Consider the following 25,850-nt stretch of genomic DNA (forward strand, 5'->3'; position numbering starts at 1 on the left):
TAAAGCATTACCCGGCTAAAAATTTCATAACCTTCCCCGAATCACTTAGAATAGTGGGCTTAATCATTTTATACGAACCAGGAACGACGCCATGAGCAAGTCTGAAAACCTCTACAGTGCAGCCCGCGAGCTTATTCCGGGTGGCGTGAACTCACCTGTGCGCGCCTTCACCGGCGTGGGCGGTACGCCGCTGTTTATCGAACGTGCTGACGGCGCGTATCTGTATGATGTCGATGGCAAAGCCTATATCGATTATGTGGGTTCCTGGGGTCCGATGGTGCTGGGGCACAACCACCCGGCGATTCGTAACGCGGTAATCGAAGCCGCCCAGCGCGGCCTGAGCTTCGGCGCGCCAACCGAAATGGAAGTGAAAATGGCGGAGCTGGTGACCGAACTGGTGCCCACCATGGACATGGTACGCATGGTGAACTCCGGCACCGAAGCCACCATGAGCGCTATCCGCCTGGCGCGCGGTTTTACGGGTCGCGATAAAATCATCAAATTCGAAGGCTGTTACCACGGTCATGCGGACTGCCTGCTGGTGAAAGCCGGTTCCGGCGCGCTGACGCTCGGCCAGCCTAACTCGCCTGGCGTACCGGCAGATTTCGCGAAGCACACCCTGACCTGCACCTACAACGATCTTGCTACCGTTCGCGCGGCGTTCGAGCAGTATCCGCAGGAGATCGCCTGCATCATCGTTGAGCCGGTGGCGGGCAACATGAACTGCATCCCACCGCAGCCTGAGTTCCTGCCGGGCCTGCGTGCCCTGTGTGACGAGTTCGGCGCACTGTTAATCATTGATGAAGTCATGACCGGCTTCCGCGTAGCGCTGGCGGGTGCCCAGTCTTACTACGACGTTGAACCGGACCTGACCTGCCTCGGCAAAATCATCGGCGGCGGCATGCCGGTCGGCGCATTCGGCGGGCGTAAGGACGTGATGGAAGCCCTGGCACCAACCGGTCCGGTTTACCAGGCGGGCACGCTCTCCGGTAACCCTATTGCCATGGCGGCGGGCTTTGCCTGCCTGACCGAAGTGGCACAGCCTGGCATTCACGAAACCCTGACCGACCTGACCTCGCAGCTGGCAAACGGTCTGCTGGAGGCCGCAGAAGAGGCCGGTATCCCTCTGGTGGTCAACCACGTGGGCGGCATGTTCGGGATTTTCTTCACCGATGCGAAAACCGTGACCAGCTATCAGGACGTGGTGAAGTGCGACGTTGAACGCTTCAAACGCTTCTTCCACCTGATGCTGGACGAAGGTGTATACCTCGCGCCGTCCGCGTTCGAAGCGGGCTTTATGTCCGTGGCGCACAGCGAAGAAGATATCAATAACACCATCGACGCGGCGCGTAAGGTGTTTGCGAAGCTGTAAGGGCATTGCCGGGTGGCGCTAACGCTTACCCGGCCTACGATGCTCTCCCTCTCCCCGTGGGAGAGGGCCGGGGTGAGGGCATCAGCCCGCACCTGACTACCGGCTCTGCTTTCTCAACAGATAAATAAAGTACGGCGCACCGATAAAGGTCGACAGCAGACCCGCCGGGATCTGATACGGGAACAGCACCATTCTTCCGCACCAGTCCGCGAACACCAGCATCACCCCGCCCGTCAGAGCCGACATCAAAATATGCGGCATCGTCCGGCGAAATCCCATCATTCTGGCAATGTGCGGGGCCATTAATCCGACAAAACTCAGCGGTCCAATCGTCAGGGTTGCCACAGCCGTCAGGCACGCCGCCAGCAGCAGCAAGGCTACGCGCGCTGGCGTCAGCGCCATTCCTACCGCACGCGCGGTTTCACCGCCAAGCGGCAGAATGGTCATCCAGCGACGGCACAGCGGCACCATCGCCAGCAGCACGATCATCACGAGCCCGGACCAGACCACCTGGCTGCCTGTGGCGCCGTACGTTGAGCCGGAAATCCAGGTCAGGATCTTCGCCATACGCGGATCGCCGCTGGCCTGCAGCATCATCAGCAGCATCGTGAACGCGGTACTGAGCGCCATGCCGGCCAGCAGCATGCGGTGGGGTGAAAACCCGCCGCGACCGGCGGCTATCAGAATAATCATCAGCGTGACTGCCGCGCCAATACTGCCGGCAGGCATCAGCCAGCCAAACGCATTGCCCGGCACGAAGAACAGCATCAGCACCACGCCAAAGGCGGCGCCAGAGCTGATCCCAAGCACTTCCGGGCTTGCCATCGGGTTGCCGGTCAGACGCTGAATAATGCACCCGGCCACCGCCAGCATTACCCCTGCGATTAGCGCAGCAAAGATACGCGGCCAGCGCCACTGCAGCAGTTCGTTGAGTAAATCACCCGTTGCCCAGTGCCAGCCCGAGGCATCGCGTCCGAATGAGAGCGCCGCGAACGAGGCAATCATCAGCACCGCCAGACCGGCAAGGCTACACCACAGCACCGACCGACGTTCAGCGTAGACTTTATCGCCCGCGTCCATCGCCGGTGCGCTCATGCTGCGCAGGCGCGGGAGCAGCCACAGCAGCAGCGGTGCTCCGATAAGCGCGGTCACAGAGCCGGTGGAGACTTCCCTCCAGACCTGCGCCAGCCAGAGAATAAGCTGATCGGAAAGCCAGAGGATCAGCGCCCCAATCAGCGGCGCCAGCATCAGACGCGTCAGTAAACGACGCGCCCCGAGCATTTTTGCCAGCAGCGGCGCAAACAGGCCGATAAACCCGATGATGCCGACCGCGTTCACCAGCAGGGCACTTAATACAATCGCCAGCGTCAGCGCCGCCAGGCGAGCCAGCGACAGCGCCAGCCCCAGGTTACGGGCCACGCCATCATCCAGCCCCATGAGCGTCAGAGGCCGCAAGAGCAGCAGCGTCAGCACAACGCCGCCAGCCAGCTGCGGCCAAAGGCGTTGCACAATGCTCCAGTCGGTCTGGGTGAGCGTGCCGGTACTCCACAGGAACATGCTTTGCAGCTGATCGTGGTGGAACAGCACCAGCAGCTGGTTAATCGCGCCACAGTAGAGGCTCACCACCAGCCCGGCCAGAATAAGCGTTACCGGAGAAAGGCGCTTGCCCCAGGCCACGCCAAAGACCAGCGCGCCCACCACGCACGCCCCCGCAAGAGCCGCAAACTGCGAGGTTAACGCTCCCGGCAGCGCCCACAGCGTGGTGACGGTGATCCCAAGCTGTGCGCCGGTCGCGACGCCGAGCGTGGTTGGCTCTGCCAGCGGGTTACGCAAAACCTGCTGGAACAGCACGCCCACCAGCCCTAAACCGGCGCCGACTAAAAGGGAAACTGCCAGACGCGGCAGCAGGCTGTAGTGGAACAGCATCTGCTGAATATTGTCGATATCCGGCGAGGCCAGAGCGGTCCCCCACTGCGCGCGGGGTAATGCCGTCGAGAGGTTGAACCCGGTTAATACCAGCGCAACCAGAAAAAGCAGGGATAACAGCAGCGCCGGGAAGCGGGCGATACGCGTACTCATGCTTTACCTCCCAGGGCGTTATCCAGCACGCGGGCAAAATGCATGGCCGACAGCGTCGCACCGTAGAACCAGACCGCCGGGGCGCGCTGGAAGCGTTGCTCACGCACAAACGGCATCGCCTGCCAGAGCGGCGTCACCATCAGGGTTTGCATGGCGCGTTCGTTGCCGTGGTCGAAACACAGCACATCGACATCGCGAAACGCCGCCAGACGATCGATACCCACGGCGGTACTGCCCCAGAACGACATTTCCCCTTCCCAGGCATTGCGAATGCCGAAGCTGTCCAGCACTTCCTGGAACAGGCAGTTTTTACCGAAAACCAGCATATGGCGGGCATCCAGCAGCGTCACCATCAGCAGCGGACGATCGCCCCGGTGAGCAAACCGCGGCTTCAGAGCGTCAATCAGGGCATCAAATTCGTCGAGATGTTTTTTGGCCTCGACCTCGCGGTTGAGGAAATGCGCCATCTCGTTAATCGAGTTTTTCGCCATCGCCAGCGGTTGTTTACCGTCGCTGAAGGCGAATCCACGTCCTGGTGCAATGCGCGCCATGATCTCCTCTGACGGACCGTAGCCCGCTGACCAGAACAGGAATGACGGTTTCATCTGGGTCAGCAGCTCAAGGTTTGGCTCCGTACGCAGACCGATGTCGATCACCGAGTCCGGCAGCTTCGGCTCGTTTACCCAGAGGTTATAGTTAGGGATGTCCGCCACGCCGTAGGGCGTGACGCCGAGCGCCATCATCAGCTCGACCGGCAGCCACTCTAGGGCCACAATACGGTGCGGATCGACGGCGGCGGCACGCGCCGTATTCATTTTGAACAGCAGCGGTGAGAGCGCCATCGCCGTCAGCAGGCGACGGCGGCTAATGCGTGTGTTATCCAGCATCAGTAGACAAAGCTCACCGGTGCAGCCCCGGCAGGGTGAGGCAGAATACCCATCGGAATACCGTAAATATGTTCCAGCGTTTCGCTGCGCATCAGCTCTGCCGGTGTGCCCTGGGCAATCATCTCGCCCCCGCGCAGCGCGACGAGGTAGTCACAGTAACGCGCGGCCATGTTGATATCGTGCAGGACCGCAATGACCGTCAGACCACGCTGCTGGCTCAAGCGATGCACCAGCGCCAGGACGTCGACCTGATGCGCGATATCCAGCGCAGAGGTCGGTTCATCCAGAAGCAGACAGCGGCTGTCCTGCGCCACCAGCATCGCAATCCACGCGCGCTGACGTTCGCCGCCGGACAGGCTATCCACCAGACGGTGCGCCAGCGGTTTTAGCCCGACCAGCGCAATCGCCTCTTCCACCTTCTCTCTGTCGGCGACGCCGAAGCGCCCAAGCGCCCCGTGCCACGGATAACGCCCAATCGCCACCAGCTCACGCACCGTCATCCCTTCCGCCTGCGGCAGTTGCTGCGGCAGATAGGCCACTTTGCGGGCAAAGGCTTTGCTGCTCCAGCTCTCCAGCGGTTGGTCATCCAGCAGAATATCGCCTTCTGAAGGCGGCTGATGGCGCCCCAGCATCTTGAGCAGCGTGGATTTACCGGAACCGTTGTGACCAATCAGGCCCGTCACTTTACCGGCGGGGAACGTCAATGAGAGCGGATGCAGCAGAGTGCGCCCGGGTACGCGAAAGGAGAGATGATTGAGCGTAAAGGTGGTGTCGGGTTGCGTTTGAGTATCCTGCATATCAGCCAACTTAAATAAAAAGGGCACGGCGAACCGTGCCCGAAGAGAGATTAGAAGCGGAAGGTCGCGGTGGCAACAACCTGACGTCCAGCTCCCCAGTAGCATGCATATTCGCTATAGCAGCTGGAAACGTACTCGCGGTCAAAGATGTTGTTCACGTTGACGCCGACTGAAGAGCCTGGCATTCCGAAGCGCGCCAGATCGTATTTAACCGTCGCATCTGCCAGCGCGTAACCCGCCACATTAAACGACTCGTAGGCTTTCGGCGACGCGGCGGAGTAGTAGGACACGGTATTGCCGATATAACGGGTACCCGCGCCGACAGTCAGCCCGCTTAGCGCCGTTTCGTGGAAGGTGTAATCTGCCCACAGAGAGGCCATGTTGCGAGGTACTTCTGCCGGGCGACGGCCTTCATACCAGGTATCGTGCGTATATTCCGCATCGGTGTAGCTGTAGGATGCCGTCACGTTCACGTTGGCAGACACGGCCGCTTTTGCTTCAAGTTCGAAGCCACGGGAACGGATTTCTCCACCCTGTACGCTAAAGCCGCTGGTCGGGTTCGCAGGATCGGCGGTCAGATTGTTATTTTTGGTCAGCTGGTACACCGCGGCAGTGACAACAACAGGCAGATCTTTCGGGACATACTTCACGCCCGCCTCGTACTGCTTGCCGCGAGCCGGATCGAACGGCTTACCGCTCTGGGTCGTTCCGGAAACCGGTTCGTAAGATTCGCTGTAGCTAAAGTACGGCGTGATACCGTTGTCGAACAGGTAGTTAATGCCCCCGCGCCAGGTGAATGCCTGGTCGTTAATTTCCGCGGTGGTTCCGCTAGCGCGGTTCAGAGCTGACGTTTTTGCAAAATCATAGCGTCCCCCCATCGTGAGCACCCACTTATCCCACTCGGCCTGATCCTGAGCGTACAGGCCCGTTTGCTCCTGACGGTTAAGCATCTGATACAGGTAGTAAACATCGACGTTCGGATTACCGTACTCAGGCTTCGTCATGCTGATAGGATCGGCTGTGCCATAGTCAGCATTAATGTCATTACGCATGCGGAGGTAATCGACACCCGTCAACAGAGTATGATCAACTGCACCGGTCGCAAATTTGGACTGAAGCTGCGTATCAACGGTGAAAGAATTCAGATTTTCATCAGAACGGACATAGGCGCGGCTGATCTGTCCCGGAGCGATATAGCCATTGCCGTAGACTGAGCGGTAAAGGGTATTGATTTTGCTGTAGCGCAGATTTTGACGCACGGTGAAGGTGTCATCGAATTGATGCGAAAAGCTATATCCCACCATCTTCTGACGACGGGAGATCTTATTATCTTCCTCGCCTTCATTGAAGTCTGTCGGCAGTTTATGCGCTTTGCCGTTTACGTCGTAGTAAGGCACAACGGTGCCTTCCCGCGGCAGCCAGCCGTAATAGCCTGCATCCGGATCGCTCTGGAAGTTGCTCAGGAAAGTAAAATCGGTTTTATCATCAGGACGCCAGCTGAAGGAAGGCGCAATCGCGTAGCGGGTAGACTTCACCATTTCCTGCTGCGCATTTTCGCTGCGCCCCAGACCGGTGAGGCGATATGCCCATACGCCGTCATCGTCAATCGCATCGCTGAAGTCAAACCCGGTTTGCCACAGGTTATCCGTTCCCATTTTGAACTGGACTTCTTTCAACGGCTCCGTGGTTGGGCGCTTGCTCACCATACTCACCACTCCGCCCGGATGGCTTTTACCATACAGCACGGACGTTGGGCCACGCAGCAGTTCAACGCGCTCAAGGAAATAGGGATCCATAGAGGCTTCAGAATAGTTATCACCCTGCAGCTTCATGCCATCCAGATACTGGTTGGTGTTTACGGTGCTGGAGGTGGTGAAGCCACGAATAGAAACTACATCATAGGTCGTTGATGCGCCGCGCGTTGAAAATACGCTCGGCGTATAGGCCAGAGCCTGTTTAACCGTACCCGGCTGTTTCATGTCCATTTCTTCACGTGTTACCACGGAAATGGACTGCGGGGTTTTCTCAATGGGAGTATCGGTTTTGGTCGCTGTCGCGGTCCGTTTTGCTGCAATTGTCGGCGCTGGTCCCCAGGCACTTTCTTGCGCAGCAGGTGCGGCAGTAACGGTGATAGTTTCTTCTTTTTTCGGGGTTTCGGCAGCCTGTGCGTAAGTAGACATGCCAGCAACCGCTGTGGCTACGACAACCGCGATTTTACGCAGCGACGTGTTAATTGGCTGAGCAGTATTGGAAAGCGCCATGTTGTTCTCTGATGGAAAAGTGAATGATAACGTAAACGAGAATTATTATTATGAGCGCCAGAATAATATGCGAAACGCTGGTTGCATAGCAAGCAGTAAGCGGCCCTACAAGATTTAAGGGTTTAAGAATTAACCAGATGAAAAGAGAGGGTTAATGAGGTTAGCGAAATGATCGCTAAAGCCCGCCGAAACGGGCAGAGGGGATTAACGGTAAAACACTTCGAACGTGGCGACGGAATCGACTTTGCCCGCTTTAACCTCCCCCGTTTTGACGTAGCGCGCCTTGAGGGGAATTTCGACGGGGACTTTGTCCTGCGTGCTGGCTATCGCCGTGTAGTTCTGGTCAAACTGCAGCACCGTATCGTTCTTGTCGAGAATTTGGATGCCGACACCCGCAGCGGCGGCATCTCCTGCGGCAATGCCGAGGATATTACCGTTCGTCACCCCCGTCGAACCCGCGCTGGTGAACTGATAATCGACCTTTGTCCCCGCCGCGCAGTCGGTGATTTCAATCTTAAAACTGCCGTCGGTGAGAATGTCTGAGTATTGTCCGTTGAAATCCTGCACATTAACCATTTTTAGGGGCACATAGATGTTACGGTCGACCAGATTACAGGTGTTGGTGGTGATATGAACGCTGGTGGGCGAAAAACGCATTTCACCGATCACGACTCCCCCTAACGTATCCTGAGCGGTTAACCGCGAGGTATCGAGATACCCCTCCTGGACATCGCCTATGACGATGAGCTGCGCAGCGGCACGAAAAACGGATGTGGAATGAGAATAGCCGTGAATCGATCCAACGCTATGCCACGGGCGAGTCAGGTTTTCTTCAGTATAATCAGGGGATTGCTCGGAAGAAGAGGCCGCGCGGATCCCAATCCCCGGCACGTTCGTTTTATACACTCCCGGCAACACATCTTCGCGAGCATCCCCCTCCGTTAGCGTCAAATACCCTCGTCGAATCTGGGCGTCAGCGCCGCCGCAATCTACTCTGACTTCGCCGCTTTCCACATTGTTGTCATAAATCACCGTCCCCACCGGCGTATCGGGATCGAGAACGATCGCGGGCGGGATTTGGAACGTAACCACCCCGTCCTTTCCCCCCTCTCCTGTGAAGGTGCAGTTAGCATACGCCGGATGCAGAAAAACGGTGGCGATCAGCAGTGCAACCCCTGCGCACAAGGAGTGTATCGTCATACGTTGGCTCATCGGGTTTCCTTATTCACCTGCACGTTACCGTTGCCTTAACCATGTCAGTCACGCCGTCGTCGGGCATGTCGATTTCCCCCTGACACTGTTGTTCAGCCTCTTCTCCCCACTGCACGCTGAACGTCGTTTTGTCATGAAGCCCCGTCAGATAGGCTTCTCCGCCATCTCCGACAATGGCAGTGGTGGTATCCAGCGCAACCACTGCGCCAAACGGAACAGGCTTGCCCGCAAAGAGCAGGGTCACCAGCGCGCGCCGTCCAACGCGTGCATCGAACGAGACCTTTATGGCTGCCCCTTTCGTCGGCACGCGATCCTGTGTTGCCGCGTCAATATCAATATCCTGCCGATCCTGAGTATTCACCGTGATGGCGTTGTGTCGATAGGCCGTCAGAGAGGGGACAATCGCATTGCCAAATAGGTCGGTATAAATACCTCTCCCGTTTTGTACTTTGACGTTATCGCCCTTATTGATGTGCACAATGGCGAAGGCGTCACGCACCGGTTGCCCCAGCGTCACGCCATGCTCATGGGCAACAACCGAGCCCTGCGCGCTGTAGTTCCACTGTCGGTTATCGCCACCGTAGCTGTACCCCATCCCGACCTCACCGGAAGCACCACGGTAACGCCCGGACAGGCTGCCGCCGTAACCAGTGTTCTGATTGGCATAGCTCTGCTGGAGGTTGTAGCTCAGCTTGTTGTCCTCCAGCGCGGTGCCGCCAAGCCCGGCCTGATGCGAGACAAACCCACCGCTGGCGGTATTCGCGCTGTAGGTTGCCCAGGTATCAGGCAGCCACTTTGAGAACGGAATATTGACCGTCAACGCCATTTGCCGGTCGGTATCGGCATCCGGCGTGCGGGTCAGGTTGTAGCTTATCGACCAGGTGATATCGCGCCAGCTGGAGCTCAGCCCGGCGCTGACGCTACGCTCATGGCCGTCCATATCCCAGTAATCCTGCTGATAGCCGTTGAGATACGCCGAGCCCCAGTCTGAAATACGCTGAGAAAGGTTTAGCTGCATGCGGCTACGGCGGTTGTTGGTTCTGCGGTAGGTATAAATGCCGTCATCGATCTCGCTGTCACGCCGATCGATAGCCTCCTGAAAGGTATAAAACCCCGAGGTAGAGTAGCGGTAGCTGGCAAGCGTGACGGTCGTATCCGTGTCGGGAATATCTTTTGCGTACTGAGCCCGCCACGATAAACCGCTGGCATCGTCACGCCCATCGTGGAACGCGGTACGCGCGGTCGTTAGATCGACGGATGCGGAGCCGAAGTGCCCCAGGTCGGCACCCAGCCCCAGCAACAGCGCATGATACAGTGATGCTCCCAGCGCGCCGGTATAGGCGGTAACACCGTAAGGCAGACCATAGATAGCCGTGCCTTGCGCAAAGATAGGTTCATCTTCACCTTCGTTACCACGATAGCGCCCTGCGGCCAGCGAGTACTTAAAACCGCCTTCTCGCTGTAATACCGGCACCGACGCGCTGGCCTGTATGAAGCTGTGCTCGCTACCATCCGCCTCTTCGACGGTCACTTCCAGATCGGCGCCGGATGTTACCTGGCTCAAGTCGCGGATCTCAAAAGGACCCGGCGAGACGTTTGTTTGATAGATGATGTAGCCGTTTTGCTTGATGGTGACTTTCGCGTCGCTATTAGCAATACCCCGCACAACAGGCGCAAAGCCTTGCTGGCTGACGGGCAGCATAGCGGTGTCCGTTTCCAGCTTAACGCCGGTCATCTGGACGCTGTCAAAAAGCTCGCCATTGGTATAGGTCTGCCCCATCTCAAGCTGGCTTTTCAACGCTTTGATGTCACGCTGCAACGTGCTGGCGATAGCCTCCCAGCCGGAAGCGTCGCTCCAGGTGCTGTTATTGCGCAGTCGCCACGCCCCAAGGTTAATCCCCGACTCCAGACCGAGCCAGGTTGAAGAGGTATTGCCCGAGCTATAGTGCTGCTGAGAACCGCTGAGCTGATAGCTTGTCCAGGCGGCAGGCGCACCGTCATCCCAGAATTTCGGGTTAATCGCCCCGGCGGCGGCGCGATCGCGATAGATCTGCGGAATGACCAGCTTCAGGGTCTGGTTATCCTGATCGTAATCGTAGCGTGCATTTTCAATGAAATGAGAGATGTCCCGAACGTAAGCCTGGTCGTCCAGTTCTTTCAAATCCGGGATCGTGTCGACTTTCACGCCGTATTCACGCAGGTCCGCTTTGGTCAGTTCCGGCAGCAGATGCTGTTTATCGACAGAAAGCACATAGGTGAGCGTACGTATATCCAGCACGTCCCGATCCCACATAATCGTCGTGGGGTAGCTCCCCGCAAGTAACCCGTTATCATTGATGAAGTTTTTGAGCGTGGAGGTATTTTCGAGAGGGGTATCCAGTTCAAGGATCCGCAGGTTGAATTCGTCATCCGCATTTGCAGGCTGGATCGCGGCGAGCAGCGCCAGCGCGATCCCGGACAGTACCTGTTTGTGAAGTAAAGATGACGACATAACTTACCAACATGATCGATTTAAAGAGCCTGCTTGCGTTGAGGAGTCTGGGCGCCGAAATCATTAATAGCCGTCCAGGTCACCGCGCCATTTGTCGCTTTTGGTAGCGCGAAACTCTGCTTGCTAAACGGCGCAACCATCATTGAAATGGCACCCGGCGTGGTTTTGGTCTCTTTCACCGGTACACTTTTTCCGCCAACGGACAGTTCGCCAAAAGAGACGTAAAAAGGCGTAGGGTTGTTTGCGATTAGCGTGTCACCCTGACGATGGAACGTGATTTTTTCATAGGCGCCCAGGGCATCAGCTTCCTTCAACTGAGCGGGACGCCAGAAAAGCTTCAGGCGCGTTTTCATAGCGAACTGCAGGGTATTCTTCTCTTTCAGATCGGGAGACAGAGCAGAGACAGATTTCACATTCGCCAGAAACAGTGATTCGCGATCTGCCGGCAGGCTGTTTTTATCACCGGTAAAAATAACGTGTAACAGCGTCTGACGATTTTCCTGCAACTTATAGACAGGCGGCGTAATAATAAAGGGGGCTTTTGCATCATTGGGATAACTGACCCAGCTTTGCACCAGATAACGCGTATGAGGATCTTTATTTTTAAGTGCGATTTGTACTTCAGATTTATTCGATGAATAAATAATTCGCGTACCACCGAGAACAACGCTTGCCTGCACTGAACAGCAAGAAGCAATTAAACAACCACATAACAATTTAAATAACGTCTTCATACAGCTTTCCAGAAGGCAGCCATTCAGGCTGCCAATAATTGCTTAGCGATAGACAACCTCAAATGTGGCCGAGGAAGAGTAATGACCCGCGGTTGGCGCGGTATCACCAACCTGAATCACTTTCGCGGTGTAGTTAAAGACAGATGCCGCTGCGCCGGTCGCATCGTTAGCCACGTCGGTGCCCGCATCCGGTACTGAACCGTCGAAGACCACATCGCCTTTGGAGCCGTTGTCATTGCTGACAATGATGCCAACGTTAGTGGCGTTGCCTGCACCGGAGAGATCGTTCTTCAAACGCTTGTACGCAGCGTCTGTTGTTGTGCCGCTGAACTTGAGGTTCAGTTTGGCGACCAGCGGGTCACATTTTTTCACTTCAATCTTAAACGCTTTAGACGTCCCGACCTGGCCGTCGATGCCAAAATCTGAAGGGTAAGTATCTGCAAATGTAACGGTGGATGTATTGGTCCCCGTACCATCAACATTGATCTCGCATGTATCCGCCACAATTTTTCCGGCGAAATTTACCGTACCTGAATCATTTGCCGCAAAGACCGGCAGCGATAAAGCCGCCATAATGCTTCCGGCCAATAAAGAGGAAATAAATGTCTTATTCATAACAACATCCTTATATGCTTATAATGGAATCCATTCCTGGAAAAAATACTTTTCGCCAGAATGCTTTGTAAAACGAGACATCACTTAGACCCGAGAGACCATTAATAAGAACATCCCATGAGGAAAGTGAAATTCACGAACTTAATTACATCAGATTAATCTTTATCGTGTCCAGCGGGCTGGCGAGTAAAAGAGTTTAAAGTGGCACCAACACACTGATTAAACTAATAAAACTTACGCATTAATAATTCTTAATTAGACATTTACTAAAATTAAAATAAGAACAAATGTAAAGACAAAAAAAAGCCGCTTATTACTAAGCGGCTTTTTTATTCAGGAAACTAATCAGTTTCCGCCAAACATGTCCTTAATCCAGCCGGCTACGCCATCGCTGTCTTTCTTCTCATTCTGCTGCTGCGGCTGCTGTTGCTGTTGCTGCTGCGGCTGAGAAGACTGATCGAACGGATTGCCCGTCGGCTGTTCAGGCTGGCTTTGCTGGCACAGCGAGTCCGGATTGGCCGTCCAGACCGGCAGGGTACGCATCCCGCCGCCGCAGACAAAGTTACCGGAACTGTCCACGCCCATATCGACGATATCTTCCGGCGCGACCAGGTTCAGCGGCACCGGGGACTGATTGGCCAGATAGCGCTGGTAAATCGACATCGCCCCGCTCGCCCCGTACAGCTTGGTCGGCTGGTTGTTATCGCGGCCTACCCAGGTGATCACCACTTCACGGCCATCAATACCGGCAAACCAGGTATCGACGTTGTTGTTGGTGGTACCAGTTTTACCCGCCAGATGCAGACCCGGATACTTCGCACCCAGCTGGCGCCCGGTACCGCGCTGAACAACCTGCTGCATCGTCCACAGCGTCATATAGGCGGCCTGAGCTGGAACGGCACGCTCCGCCTGCGGGAAGCTCTGATACAGCACGGAGCCATCTTCGGCAATCACCGAGCGCAGGGCAGACAGCGGTGCGCGGTTGCCCCCGCTGGCAATGGTCTGGAACGCCTGCGCCACTTCGATTGGCGTCAGGTTAAGCGCCCCGAGGATCATCGCCGGCACCGGGTGCAGCTGATCTTTCGACACGCCCAGTTTTTGCCAGGTATCGACAATCGCCGGCAGTCCCAGCGACATGCCCAGGTTCACCGTTGGCACGTTCATGGAACGCGTTAACGCGTCCACCAGCATCACCTGGCCGCTGAACTGTTTATCATCGTTCTGCGGCGACCAGACCTGGCCGTTAGGCTGGCGCAGGGAGATCGGCGCATCCGCAATCCAGGTATTCAGGCGATACTGATTTGGCTGACTCAGGGCAGTGAGGTAGGTTGCCGGTTTTGCCAGAGAGCCGATTGAGCGACGCGCCTGCATGGCGCGGTTGTAGCCTGCATACTGCGGCTCGGCACCGCCCACCATGGCGCGAACCTCGCCGGAGTTACGGTCAACCACCACCATCGCGGTTTCAAGATCGGAGAGCTTACGCTGTTTCTTCAGCGCCGGAATGCCTTCCACCGCCGCTTTTTCTGCTGCATCCTGCGCCACGGAGTCAAAGGTGGTAAAGATCTTCACGCCGGAGAGATCTTTCACCTTATCGCCGAGCTTGCTTTGTAGCTCCTGACGCACCATCTGCATAAACGCAGGCTGCGGGGAGATCACGCCGCCGCGCGGCTGAACGCCGAGTGGACGCGCGCTCAGCATGTCGTACAGTTCCTGGTCGATCACCTGCTGTTGTTGCAGCAGACGCAGCACCAGGTTACGACGCTCCAGCGCCAGTTTCGGGTTACGCCACGGGTTATAGATGGACGCCCCTTTCACCATGCCCACCAGCAGCGCCTGCTGGTCAAGGCTCAGCTCTTCCACCGGACGGCCAAAGTAGTACAGGCTCGCCAGCGGGAAGCCGCGGATTTCGTTATCGCCGCTCTGACCGAGGTACACCTCGTTCATGTAGAGCTCAAGGATACGATCCTTGCTGTAGCGCGCATCCATCAGCACGGCCATGTAGGCTTCGTTCGCTTTACGCCAGTAAGAGCGTTCGCTGGAGAGGAACAGGTTTTTCACCAGCTGCTGGGTCAGCGTACTCGCTCCCTGCACGGTGCGACCGGCCGTCAGGTTAGCCAGTACCGCACGGCCAATCGAGTAGAGGCTGATGCCATCGTGCTCGTAGAAGTGACGGTCTTCGGTTGCCAGCAGGGTATCTACCAGCAGATCCGGGAAGCCGTTACGCGCCACGAACAGGCGCTGCTCGCCGTTAGCCGACGAAAGCATGGTGATCAGACGCGGATCGAGACGGAAGAAACCGAACTGACGGTTGTTATCCATGTTCTCGATGGTGTCCAGACGATCGCCGTCAAAGGTCAGACGCGCGCGCACCTGCCCCTCTTTGCTGTCCGGGAAATCAAACGGACGACGGATCATCTCAATGCTGTTGGACTGCACGGTAAATTCGCCAGGACGCGTCATTTTTGACACCTGACGATACTGGGTGGCTTCCAGCAGTTTAACCATCTCGTTCTTCGTGATGGACATATCTGGCTCAAGGTTCACCATACGGCCATACACTGCCGCAGGTAGCTGCCAGACTTTACCGTCGATACGGCTGCGGATCTTCTGATCCAGATACACGCCGTAAATCGCCATCAGCACAACAAAAACAATAAACAGCTTCAGCAGCAGCCAGAACCAGCCGCGCTTGCCCCGAGGCTTACGCCCTTTGCCTTTTCCATTACGCGGCATCGGTTCTTCATCCTCATAATCGTCTTCATAGTCATCGTCATAGTCCTCATCTCTGAGGCGACGACGGCTTACCTTTTCTTTCGCCGGACGCGTGGGTTTTCCCTTACGTCCTATTGGCTCGCGGTCATTCCCCGCCATGCTTTTTCTCCGCAACTTTCAGGCGCAAAGGCCAGATTTTCTTTTCTTTCACAGGCCTGTGAAAGAAGAAATCTCTCAAAATTTGTTTTCTCCCTCTCCCCGTGGGAGAGGGCTGGGGTGAGGGCATCAGGCCGCACTCCCCTTTTACGAATATTTCTTCGTTCGCCGCGTCGGCGCCGTATTCGCCGGATCGTCCGGCCAGACGTGTTTGGGATATCGCCCCTTCATCTCTTTTTGCACTTCACGGTAGCTTCCCGCCCAGAACGCCCCCAAATCTCGGGTGATTTGTAATGGACGGTGCGCAGGCGACAGCAGCTCAAGCACTAACGGCACACGCCCTTCCGCAATGGACGGCGTGGTGGCCTCACCAAACATCTCCTGCATCCGAACCGCCAGCGCCGGCGGATTATCCTCATGATAACGGATGGCAATCCGGCTTCCGGTCGGCACAGTGTAATGCCCAGGCAGTTCACTATCCAGACGTTGACGTAATGACCAGTCCAGTAAATTCTGTAACGCGGTCTTAACATCAAGCGCCTTAAGGGCTCGCAGGGAGTGCACGCCGCTCATTTGCGGCAATAACCAGTGCTCAAGCGTAGCAAGCAGCGTCTCGTCATCCACCGCAGGCCAACCGTATTCCGGAAGCCACTTCGCGGCGCAGTGCAGACGAATGCGGTACTGCTCGGCTTCCGGCGTCCAGTTAAGGGCGCTCAGTCCTTTTTCCCGAATGCCGTTCAGCATGGCCTGATGGAGCTCTTCTTCCGACGGCTTCGCCAGCGGCTTCGTCCCTAACGTCAACTTTCCAATCTGGCTGCGACGAAACGCCTTCAGCGTGCCCTGGGCGTCATCCCATTCCACGGTATCAGATTGCTGAAGCAGCTGCGGACAGGTACGCGTCAGGGCGTCAATCTCTACGGCAATCGCCTGCAGGATACGCGCATCCGGGGAATGACTCCCCTGCAGCAACAGCGGCGCAATCAGCCACTCATGACGCGTCAGCGCATCATCGCTGTCCAGCATCGCCCCCATGCCGTTTGCCAGCTGGTAGCGACCGTCCAGCCCGCGCCGACGCGCAATCCTGTCCGGGAAGGCCTGTGCCAGCAGGAAGGCAATCTTATCGCTGTCAGGCGCTCCCCCCCGGCTATTCAGGCGTTTGCACAGCTGCAGCGCCCGCTGCTGCCAGTTCCCCTGGCTGCGCGAAAACGCCTGCCCCAGATCGCTGCTGCCACCGCGAGGCGGCTCCTCAAGAATAGCCGCCAGTTTTGCCGCCGTGGCAATTTCATCTTCCCCCTGCGCGGCCACCAGCATCGCGGCCAGACGCGGATCGTTGCCCAGCGCCGCCATTTTCTGGCCGCGCGCCGTCAGACGCTCGCCTTCCAGCGCGCCAAGCTGCGTCAGCAACGTGCGCGCAGCGGTGAGGTTTACGACGGGCGGAGGATTAAGCCAGGTGAGCTGCTCAGGGTTCGGGCAGCCCCACTGGAGCAGATCCATCACCAGGCCAGACAAATCGCTTTGTAAAATTTCCGGCGTGCTTTGCTGTGCGGCGCGTTCTGCCTGTTCCGCGCTGGTCAAATGCAGGCAGATACCCGGCTCAAGACGCCCCGCACGGCCCGCGCGCTGCACCATCGACGCCTGGCTAATGCGCTGCGTCAGGAGTTTAGTCAGCCCGGTACGCGGGTCAAAGCTTGCCACCCTCTCCTGCGCGCTATCCACCACCAGCCGAATCCCTTCAATGGTCAAACTGGTTTCAGCAATGTTGGTTGCCAGCACCACCTTGCGCTGCCCCACCGGGGCCGGAAGGATAGCTTTACGCTGCTCCTGTAGCGACAACGCGCCGTAGAGCGGGCAAAGCAGCACATCGCCGCCTACGCGGGCAGAAAGCTGCTCCTGCACGCGCTGAATTTCACCGACGCCCGGCAAAAACAGCAGCAGGGAACCGGCCTCCTGGCGCAGCAGCTCAGCCGTAGCAATGGCGACGGCCTCGTCAAAACGCTGATGGGTGGGAAGCGGTTGATAGAGGCGTTCAACCGGAAACGCCCGCCCCTCTGAGCTGATGACCGGCGCATCGGGTAACGCCTGTCGTAGCCGCTCGTTATCCAGCGTGGCCGACATAATAAGCAGACGGAGATCGTCGCGCAGCCCCTGCTGCACATCCAGCAACAGCGCGAGGGCCAGATCCGCCTGCAGGCTGCGCTCGTGGAACTCATCGAGGATCACCAGCCCGACGCCGGTCAGCTCCGGATCGTTTTGCAGCATGCGGGTGAGAATGCCCTCGGTGACCACTTCAAGACGCGTGGTCGGGCCAACGCAGGTCTCGGCGCGCATCCGGTAACCTACCGTTTCGCCCGGTTTTTCATTCAGCAGTTCCGCCAGACGCTGTGCAACGTTGCGCGCGGCCAGCCTGCGCGGCTCCAGCAGGATAATTTTCCCGCTGATGTTTCCGTCTTTCAGAATCTGCAGCGGCAGCCAGGTGGACTTACCCGCGCCCGTAGGGGCATTCAGCAAAACCTGCGGGGCATGGTGTAAGGCAGCGAGAAGTTCAGGAAGGACAACGGCGACCGGCAATGAGGACACTAACAGCTCCAGAGGGTTAACATTAGTCGGCGTACATTGTAGCATCGGCGCATATCATTACCGAGTCCTCCGTATGCCTGAGTCGAAACGGCTGTTTTTTGCCATTGAAGTGCCCACCGCGATACAGCGTCAAATTGTTCGCTGGCGCGCCGATTGCTTCCCGCCGGAGGCAGGCCGTCCCGTAGCGGCGGCCAACCTGCACCTGACGCTGGCCTTTTTGGGCGACGTCAGCGCCGAAAAGCAGCGGGCGTTAGCCGCAATGGCCGGGCGTATTGCCCAGCCGGAATTCACGCTGCACCTCGACGACGCGGGCCAGTGGCTGCGTTCGCGCGTGGTCTGGCTGGGAACGCGCCAGCCACCGCGCGGATTATTGCAGCTAGCGAATATGCTGCGCGCGCAGGCGGCGCGCAGCGGCTGTTATCAGAGCCCACAGCCGTTTCATCCTCATATCACGCTGCTGCGCGATGCCGGTCAGGCCGTTACCATCCCGCCGCCGGGCTTTCACTGGGCCTTTCCGGTCAACGGATTCGCGCTTTACGAATCCGTCTTTGCACAGGGACGCACCCGCTATACGCCGCTACAGCGCTGGACGCTGGGCAACACCGAAAGGAATTCTGATGAAGTTTAGTCCTCCCCTGCAGCACGCTACGCTTGTCCAACGCTACAAACGCTTCCTCGCCGACGTGATCACCCCAGAAGGGGTACAGCTCACCCTGCACTGCCCCAATACCGGTGCTATGACGGGCTGTGCGACGCCGGGTGACAGGGTCTGGTATTCGACATCAGAAAATACTAAACGCAAATATGCCCATACCTGGGAAATGACTGAAACCCAAAATGGGGCATTTATTTGCGTTAACACTCTGCGCGCAAATCAACTGGTTAAGGAAGCGCTGACCCATGGCACAATTCCTGAACTGGTAGGATATGGCACGCATAAAAGTGAAGTGAAATATGGCGATGAAAGCAGCAGAATTGACTTCATGTTACAGGCGGAAGACAGGCCTGAGTGCTATATTGAAGTGAAATCAGTGACGTTAGCGGAGCAGGAAAATGGCTACTTCCCGGATGCGGTAACGCTACGTGGCCAAAAGCATCTGCGAGAGCTAATGAGTGTTGCGGCGGCGGGCAAACGCGCCGTATTGCTGTTTGCGGTGTTGCATTCAGCCATTGAACGTTTCTCCCCTGCCCGCCATATTGATCCTAAATACGCGCAATTGTTGAATGAGGCACAAAAGCAGGGGGTAGAGGTTTTCGCTTATAAAGCGGAACTTTCTGCCGATAATATGACTCTGAGATCCTCTCTTCCCATTGTCTTATAAGGGATTAGACGATTGACGATTAAGTGTTCTGGCCGCGTGCGCAAATACGCTTTTCCTCACAGGCTTGTCAAGTGTTACGTTTAGATAATTGCCATCCGGAAAAGCATCTGCTATTTATAGCGACCTGATTTTTCCCCCAACACGGGGATCGATAGTGCGTGTTAAGGAGAAGCAACATGCAAGAAGGGCAAAACCGTAAAACATCGTCCCTGAGTATTCTCGCCATCGCTGGGGTGGAGCCGTATCAAGAGAAGCCGGGCGAAGAGTATATGAACGAAGCCCAGCTGTCGCACTTCAAGCGTATTCTTGAAGCATGGCGTAATCAACTCAGGGATGAAGTCGATCGCACCGTTACTCATATGCAGGATGAAGCTGCTAACTTCCCGGATCCGGTAGACCGTGCCGCTCAGGAAGAAGAGTTCAGCCTCGAACTGCGTAACCGTGACCGCGAACGCAAACTGATCAAAAAGATCGAGAAAACGCTGAAAAAAGTCGAAGACGAAGATTTTGGCTACTGCGAATCCTGCGGTGTTGAAATCGGTATTCGTCGCCTGGAAGCGCGTCCAACTGCCGATCTGTGCATCGACTGTAAAACGCTGGCCGAAATCCGCGAAAAACAGATGGCCGGTTAATACCAGCGCTGTTTACACACTCCAAAGGCGGGAGTCTCTCCCGCCTTGTTACTGTTGATATGTCTGAATCACACTATATTGGGCGCTTCGCGCCATCTCCTTCCGGTGAATTACACTTCGGCTCATTAATTGCCGCGCTCGGCAGCTACCTGCAGGCTCGCGCCCGCCTGGGAAAATGGCTCGTACGCATTGAAGATATTGACCCTCCACGTGAAGTTCCCGGTGCTGCAGAGACGATTCTGCGTCAGCTGGAACATTACGGTCTTCACTGGGATGACGAGGTTCTCTGGCAGTCAAAACGTCACGAGGCTTATCGTGAACGTCTGGCCTGGCTTCGCGATCGGGGGCTTTCCTATAACTGCACCTGCACCCGCGCGCGTATCCAGAGCGTGGGTGGCGTCTATGACGGCCATTGCCGCACGCTTAATCTTCCCCCGGAAAATGCGGCCGTACGTATAAAGCAGCGCTCCCCGGTGACGCGCTTTACCGATCTCCTCTCCGGTGAGATTCATGCCGATGAACGTCTGGCGCGTGAGGATTTTATTATTCACCGCCGTGACGGCCTGTTTGCCTATAACCTGGCGGTGGTCGTCGACGATCGTTTTCAGGGCGTGACGGAAATTGTGCGCGGGGCGGATCTGGTCGAACCGACCGTTCGACAAATATCGCTTTATCATCAGTTTGGCTGGACGGCACCGGACTACATTCATCTGCCGCTGGCGGTCAATGCGCAGGGCTTTAAATTGTCAAAGCAGAACCATGCCCCGGCCCTGCCAGACGGCGATCCGCGTCCTGTTTTGATCGACGCGCTGCGATTTCTCAACCAGAATGTAACCAACGAATGGCAGGATCTGCGTATTGACGAACTGCTGAAAATGGCCGTTGCCAACTGGACGCTCGCGGCAGTGCCAAAAATCCAGCATTCTCAAATGCGTTGCGCTGAGCTATGATTAGCCGCTTTTTTCATAACAAAACACACTACGAGGTGTACCATTTTTACCCGAGTCGCTAATTTTTGCCGTAAAGTGCTAAGCCGCGAAGAGAGCATGGCGAACGATGCTATTGCGCAGCCACACATGTCGGTTATTCCGCGTGAGCAGCACACTATTTCCCGCAAAGATATCAGTGAAAATGCCCTCAAGGTGCTCTATCGTCTGAATAAAGCGGGCTACGAGGCCTATCTCGTGGGCGGTGGAGTGCGTGATTTACTGCTGGGCAAAAAACCAAAAGATTTCGACGTGACGACCAGCGCCACGCCTGAGCAGGTGCGCAAATTATTCCGCAACTGCCGTCTCGTTGGCCGTCGTTTCCGTCTGGCTCACGTGATGTTCGGGCCGGAAATTATCGAAGTGGCGACCTTCCGCGGCCACCACGAAGCGGGCGCATCCGATCGCACGACGTCACAGCGCGGCCAGAACGGCATGCTGCTGCGCGACAATATCTTCGGCTCTATCGAAGAAGATGCCCAGCGTCGCGACTTCACTATCAACAGCCTTTATTACAGCGTGGCGGATTTCACCGTGCGCGATTACGTCGGCGGCATGCAGGACCTGAAAGAAGGTCTGATCCGTCTGATTGGCACGCCGGAAACGCGCTACCGTGAAGATCCCGTGCGTATGCTGCGCGCCGTGCGTTTCGCCGCCAAGCTTAACATGCGCATCAGCCCGGAAACGGCAGAGCCGATTCCGCGTCTGGCGACGCTGATTAACGACGTACCGCCTGCCCGCCTGTTCGAAGAGGCGCTGAAGCTGCTGCAGGCTGGCCACGGCTTTGAAACCTACAATCTGCTGCGCGAATACAACCTGTTCCAGCCCCTGTTCCCGACCATTACCCGCTACTTCACCGAAAGCGGTGACAGCCCAATGGAGCGGATGATTGCGCAGGTGCTGAAAAATACCGATACCCGTATTCGCAACGACATGCGCGTCAATCCGGCGTTCCTGTTTGCGGCGATGTTCTGGTATCCGCTGCTGGAAACGGCCCAGCGTATTACCCAGGAAAGCGGGCTCGCCTATTATGATGCCTTCGCGCTGGCCGCAAACGACGTGCTGGACGAAGGGTGCCGTACGCTCGCTATTCCGAAACGTATAACCACCCTGGTGCGCGACATCTGGCAGCTTCAACTGCGCATGTCCCGTCGTCAGGGCAAACGCGCCTGGAAGCTGATGGAGCATCCAAAATTCCGCGCCGCCTTCGATCTGCTGTCGCTGCGTGCGGAAATTGAACGCAATCAGGAGCTGCAGCGCCTGTCCCAGTGGTGGGCCGAATTCCAGGTTTCCGCTCCACCAGAGCAAAAAGATATGCTTACCGGGCTGGATGAAGAGCCGGAACCGCGTCGCCGTCATCGACGTCCGCGCAAACGCGCGCCACGTCGTGAAGGGACAGCATGACCCTCGCGTACATCGCCATCGGCAGCAATTTAGCCTCTCCGCTGGAACAGGTTAACGCTGCCGTACAGGCGCTGGGCGAGATCCCGCTGACCCGGATCGTAGCGGTCTCCTCGTTCTACCGCACCCCGCCGCTGGGTCCGCAGGATCAGCCTGATTATCTGAACGCCGCCGTGGTGCTTGAAACCGCTCTTAGTGCCGAAACGCTGCTGGATAACACCCAGCGCATTGAACTGCAGCAGGGGCGCGTACGCAAAGCCGAGCGCTGGGGACCACGCACGCTGGACCTCGACATTATGCTGTTTGGTCACGAGATCATTAACACTGAACGTCTCACCGTTCCGCATTACGACATGAAAAATCGCGGGTTTATGCTCTGGCCGCTCTTTGAAGTCGCTCCCGATCTCACCTTCCCGGACGGCACACCACTCAAGTCCATTCTGGACGGCCTCAACGCGGAAAGACCCGCTCGCTGGTGATCCTGTTCCCCTGCTGATTAGCCTCAAAATAATTGTGGCTAATCGATTGCCTAAAATCATTGTTCCCTCGAATGTTACTGTTAGAATGCGCAAAGATTCGCTTTTGGGCTATCAGGAAACAGTATGAAACCAACCACCATCTCCTTACTGCAGAAATGCAAACAGGAAAAAAAACGCTTCGCCACCATCACCGCGTATGACTACAGCTTCGCCAAACTCTTTGCCGAAGAGGGGATCAACGTCATGCTGGTCGGAGATTCGTTAGGGATGACGGTACAAGGACATGATTCCACCCTGCCGGTGACGGTTGAGGATATCGCTTACCATACCCGCGCCGTGCGCCGTGGCGCCCCAGCCTGCCTGCTGCTTTCCGATCTGCCGTTTATGGCCTACGCCACGCCGGAACAGGCATTCGAAAACGCGGCGGCAGTGATGCGCGCCGGTGCCAATATGGTCAAAATTGAAGGCGGCGCCTGGCTGGTTGATACGGTGAAGATGCTCACCGAGCGCGCCGTGCCGGTCTGCGGCCATTTAGGCCTGACGCCGCAGTCCGTGAATATCTTCGGCGGCTATAAGGTGCAGGGTCGCGGTGATGCCGCCCAGACGCTGTTTGATGATGCCCTGGCGCTGGAAGCCGCAGGCGCGCAGCTGCTGGTGCTGGAGTGCGTGCCGGTTGAGCTGGCGAAGCGTATTACTGAAGCCCTGTCCATTCCGGTGATTGGTATTGGCGCAGGCAACGTGACCGACGGTCAGATTCTGGTGATGCACGACGCCTTTGGCATCACCGGCGGGCATATTCCGAAGTTTGCCAAAAATTTCCTCACCGAAGCGGGCGACATGCGCGCTGCGGTCAGGCAGTATATTGCCGACGTTGAATCCGGTGTTTATCCGGGTGAAGAACACAGTTTCCATTAAGGAGTCTCGTTGTGCTAATCATTGAAACCCTGCCGCTGCTGCGCCAGCATATTCGTCGCGCGCGTCAGGAAGGTAAACGTATCGCACTGGTCCCGACCATGGGCAACCTGCATGACGGCCATATGAAGCTGGTCGATGAAGCCAGGGCTCGTGCAGATATCGTAGTGGTCAGTATCTTCGTTAACCCAATGCAGTTTGACCGCGCCGACGATCTGGCACGCTATCCTCGCACCCTGCAGGAAGATTGCGAGAAGCTCAAAAAACGCCATGCGGATATTGTCTTCTCTCCGGCGCCGTCGGACGTGTATCCGCAGGGTACGGAAGAGGCTACTTACGTTGACGTACCGGGCATTTCCACCATGCTGGAAGGCGCGAGCCGTCCGGGTCATTTCCGCGGCGTATCGACCATCGTCAGCAAGCTCTTTAACCTGGTGCAGCCAGACGTTGCTTGCTTCGGTGAGAAAGATTTCCAGCAGCTGGCGCTGATCCGCAAGATGGTGGCGGATATGGGTTACGATATCGAGATTGTCGGCGTACCGATTGTACGCGCCAAAGACGGTCTGGCGCTCAGCTCACGAAATGGCTACCTAACCGCGGACCAGCGCAAAATCGCGCCGGGCTTAAGCAAGGTGATGAACGCTATGGCGGAACAACTCCTGGCGAAAGAGTTAAGCGCAGAAGAGATTGTTGCCCTTGCAGAGCAGGCCCTGAATGATAAAGGATTCCGCGCTGACGATATTCAAATACGCGACGCAGATACCCTGCTTGAACTGACGGAGACCAGCAAACGTGCGGTCATCCTCGTGGCGGCATGGCTCGGTCAGGCTCGCCTAATCGACAATAAAGTGGTTGAGCTGGTGTAGTTCTTCACCCTTGATAATTAAAGGTAAACGTAATGATTCGCAAAATGCTGCAAGGTAAACTTCACCGTGTGAAAGTCACCCAGGCCGACCTGCACTATGAAGGCTCCTGCGCCATCGACCAGGATTTCCTTGATGCTGCGGGCATCCTTGAAAACGAAGCGATTGATATCTGGAACGTTAACAACGGCAAACGTTTCTCAACCTACGCGATTGCCGCCGAGCGCGGGTCTAAAATCATTTCCGTTAACGGTGCTGCCGCACATTGCGCGGACGTAGGTGATATCGTCATTATCGCCAGCTTTGTCATGATGTCTGACGAAGAAGCGCGTCGCTGGCAGCCAAAAGTCGCTTATTTCGACGGTGACAATGACATGAAACGCACCGCGAAGGCGATTCCGGTTCAGGTGGCGTAAGCGTATCTAAGATATAATTAAATTACCCGGAGAGCACTTCGGGTAATGAATTCATAATTCCAAGAAATAAATAAAACACATTAATATAAATTTATTATTGTTATACCACTAATCTCTATTCACGCCATACCTCACCTATAATTGATAATTATCAGCTACCTATAAATACATTTTTTAACTAAAAAATCGTTTAAGTAATTCTAATGGCAAATGACTTTCCATCGCCATCCCCCCTCAATTAGAATCCTTTTCCCGAAACATGAGTTCGGAACAAACATAGGCTTTGCGTATGTTTAATTTCTAGCATTTAATATGGATATAAAAAATGTCTTTTAATAAATTAGGTCTGGCAACTGTAGTAGCAATGGTTCTGAGCGCGGGTTCTGCAATGGCGGCTGATCCAATTCCTTCAGATACAGGTACCATTACTTTCCACGGTATGGTTTCTAACAACACCTGTAAAGTATCCCTGGATCAGAAAATTGACCAGGACGGTAACGATTTCGACGTTAACCTGGATACCGTGTTTGTAAAAGATTTCGCCAATCCACTGAGCACCGACAGCACCCTGGGCGAGAAGAAATTCGCTCTGACGCTGACTGGCTGTGATTCTGCTACCGTTTCTCAGGCATCTGCTCAGTTCGATTCATGGGCGGGTTCTTCTTCCACTTCCGGCGGCCTGCTGGTTCCACCAACAAACACCCAGGGCGCAGCTAAAAACGTCAACCTGGTTCTGTCAAACGATGGCAACTCCGCTACCGATCAGATCAAACTTGATCAGACCAACAATACCCAGAAAGCCACTATTGATAGCAATGGCGCAGGCGCACTGTACTACCGTGTAGCTTACACCCAGGGTCAGGGCTGGGACGCAAGCAGCAACCCAGTAACTGCGGGTGTTGTTCAGGCTCAAGCTGCTTTCACAATGATCTACGAATAATTCATA

The 25,850-nt window shown here is 56.3% G+C and carries 21 protein-coding genes; 11 read left to right on the top strand and 10 right to left on the bottom strand.

Annotated features, from left to right (window positions below; all coding sequences use genetic code 11):
* Nucleotides 1-91 precede the first annotated feature (91 nt).
* The gene (gene hemL, locus N037_RS17500) at nt 92-1,372 is read left to right on the top strand and encodes a glutamate-1-semialdehyde 2,1-aminomutase (protein WP_032642491.1); all 1,281 of its coding nucleotides are present in this window, start codon (nt 92-94) and stop codon (nt 1,370-1,372) included.
* A 96-nt stretch (nt 1,373-1,468) separates the two neighbouring features.
* Here hemL and fhuB read toward each other — a convergent pair whose 3' ends face one another.
* From fhuB to hrpB, 10 genes are all read right to left on the bottom strand, one after another.
* Nucleotides 1,469-3,451 (bottom strand): Fe(3+)-hydroxamate ABC transporter permease FhuB, encoded by a 1,983-nt coding sequence (gene fhuB, locus N037_RS17505; RefSeq protein WP_032642493.1) that lies wholly within the window; start codon nt 3,449-3,451, stop codon nt 1,469-1,471.
* The gene (gene fhuD, locus N037_RS17510) at nt 3,448-4,338 is read right to left on the bottom strand and encodes a Fe(3+)-hydroxamate ABC transporter substrate-binding protein FhuD (RefSeq protein WP_032642496.1); all 891 of its coding nucleotides are present in this window, start codon (nt 4,336-4,338) and stop codon (nt 3,448-3,450) included. Before fhuD ends, fhuB begins: the two co-directional genes overlap by 4 nt.
* Nucleotides 4,338-5,135: a Fe3+-hydroxamate ABC transporter ATP-binding protein FhuC gene (fhuC, locus tag N037_RS17515; RefSeq protein ID WP_023334561.1), complete on the bottom strand. Its 798-nt coding sequence runs from the start codon at nt 5,133-5,135 to the stop codon at nt 4,338-4,340. The genes fhuD and fhuC overlap by 1 nt, the downstream gene beginning before the upstream one ends.
* A 50-nt stretch (nt 5,136-5,185) precedes the next feature.
* Nucleotides 5,186-7,396 (bottom strand): ferrichrome porin FhuA, encoded by a 2,211-nt coding sequence (gene fhuA / locus N037_RS17520; protein WP_032642498.1) that lies wholly within the window; start codon nt 7,394-7,396, stop codon nt 5,186-5,188.
* Between the two features lie 204 nt (nt 7,397-7,600).
* Complete coding sequence (locus N037_RS17525) at nt 7,601-8,608, bottom strand: fimbrial protein (protein WP_082440902.1); 1,008 nt, start codon at nt 8,606-8,608, stop codon at nt 7,601-7,603.
* 13 nt (nt 8,609-8,621) lie between these two features.
* Nucleotides 8,622-11,099: a fimbria/pilus outer membrane usher protein gene (locus N037_RS17530; protein ID WP_032642500.1), complete on the bottom strand. Its 2,478-nt coding sequence runs from the start codon at nt 11,097-11,099 to the stop codon at nt 8,622-8,624.
* A 20-nt stretch (nt 11,100-11,119) separates the two neighbouring features.
* On the bottom strand, nt 11,120-11,833 hold the full coding sequence (locus N037_RS17535) for a fimbrial biogenesis chaperone (RefSeq protein WP_032642502.1): 714 nt from the start codon (nt 11,831-11,833) through the stop codon (nt 11,120-11,122).
* A 42-nt stretch (nt 11,834-11,875) separates the two neighbouring features.
* Nucleotides 11,876-12,448, bottom strand: coding sequence for a fimbrial protein (locus N037_RS17540; RefSeq protein ID WP_023334556.1), 573 nt, complete (start codon nt 12,446-12,448; stop codon nt 11,876-11,878).
* A 345-nt stretch (nt 12,449-12,793) separates the two neighbouring features.
* Nucleotides 12,794-15,319 carry a bifunctional glycosyl transferase/transpeptidase gene (mrcB, locus tag N037_RS17545; RefSeq protein ID WP_032642504.1) on the bottom strand — a complete coding sequence of 842 codons (2,526 nt, stop codon included), beginning with the start codon at nt 15,317-15,319 and terminating at the stop codon, nt 12,794-12,796.
* Nucleotides 15,320-15,463: 144 nt separating this feature from the next.
* Nucleotides 15,464-17,893: an ATP-dependent helicase HrpB gene (gene hrpB / locus N037_RS17550; protein ID WP_032642506.1), complete on the bottom strand. Its 2,430-nt coding sequence runs from the start codon at nt 17,891-17,893 to the stop codon at nt 15,464-15,466.
* A gap of 73 nt (nt 17,894-17,966) precedes the next feature.
* Here hrpB and thpR point away from each other — a divergent pair, with 73 nt between their 5' ends.
* The 10 genes from thpR to N037_RS17600 all read left to right on the top strand — a co-directional run bounded on the left by thpR (nt 17,967) and on the right by N037_RS17600 (nt 25,844).
* Complete coding sequence (gene thpR, locus N037_RS17555; protein WP_032642508.1) at nt 17,967-18,521, top strand: RNA 2',3'-cyclic phosphodiesterase; 555 nt, start codon at nt 17,967-17,969, stop codon at nt 18,519-18,521.
* The gene (gene sfsA, locus N037_RS17560; protein ID WP_023334552.1) at nt 18,511-19,215 is read left to right on the top strand and encodes a DNA/RNA nuclease SfsA; all 705 of its coding nucleotides are present in this window, start codon (nt 18,511-18,513) and stop codon (nt 19,213-19,215) included. The genes thpR and sfsA overlap by 11 nt, the downstream gene beginning before the upstream one ends.
* Before the next feature lie 176 nt (nt 19,216-19,391).
* Nucleotides 19,392-19,847: an RNA polymerase-binding protein DksA gene (gene dksA, locus N037_RS17565; protein ID WP_001155232.1), complete on the top strand. Its 456-nt coding sequence runs from the start codon at nt 19,392-19,394 to the stop codon at nt 19,845-19,847.
* A gap of 59 nt (nt 19,848-19,906) precedes the next feature.
* Entirely contained in the window at nt 19,907-20,797 is an 891-nt protein-coding gene (gene gluQRS, locus N037_RS17570; RefSeq protein WP_032642510.1) for a tRNA glutamyl-Q(34) synthetase GluQRS, read from the top strand.
* A gap of 42 nt (nt 20,798-20,839) precedes the next feature.
* On the top strand, nt 20,840-22,237 hold the full coding sequence (pcnB, locus tag N037_RS17575; protein WP_072164014.1) for a polynucleotide adenylyltransferase PcnB: 1,398 nt from the start codon (nt 20,840-20,842) through the stop codon (nt 22,235-22,237).
* Entirely contained in the window at nt 22,234-22,713 is a 480-nt protein-coding gene (gene folK / locus N037_RS17580) for a 2-amino-4-hydroxy-6-hydroxymethyldihydropteridine diphosphokinase (protein ID WP_023334549.1), read from the top strand. The genes pcnB and folK overlap by 4 nt, the downstream gene beginning before the upstream one ends.
* A gap of 123 nt (nt 22,714-22,836) precedes the next feature.
* Nucleotides 22,837-23,628: a 3-methyl-2-oxobutanoate hydroxymethyltransferase gene (panB, locus tag N037_RS17585; RefSeq protein WP_014882600.1), complete on the top strand. Its 792-nt coding sequence runs from the start codon at nt 22,837-22,839 to the stop codon at nt 23,626-23,628.
* Nucleotides 23,629-23,639: 11 nt separating this feature from the next.
* On the top strand, nt 23,640-24,491 hold the full coding sequence (gene panC / locus N037_RS17590; protein ID WP_032642512.1) for a pantoate--beta-alanine ligase: 852 nt from the start codon (nt 23,640-23,642) through the stop codon (nt 24,489-24,491).
* 32 nt (nt 24,492-24,523) lie between these two features.
* Complete coding sequence (panD, locus tag N037_RS17595; RefSeq protein ID WP_023334546.1) at nt 24,524-24,904, top strand: aspartate 1-decarboxylase; 381 nt, start codon at nt 24,524-24,526, stop codon at nt 24,902-24,904.
* 325 nt (nt 24,905-25,229) lie between these two features.
* Entirely contained in the window at nt 25,230-25,844 is a 615-nt protein-coding gene (locus N037_RS17600; protein WP_032642514.1) for a fimbrial protein, read from the top strand.
* Nucleotides 25,845-25,850: the final 6 nt, after the last annotated feature.

Origin of the sequence: Enterobacter sp. EGD-HP1 (genome assembly GCF_000733275.2) — a bacterium.
GTDB lineage: Bacteria > Pseudomonadota > Gammaproteobacteria > Enterobacterales > Enterobacteriaceae > Enterobacter.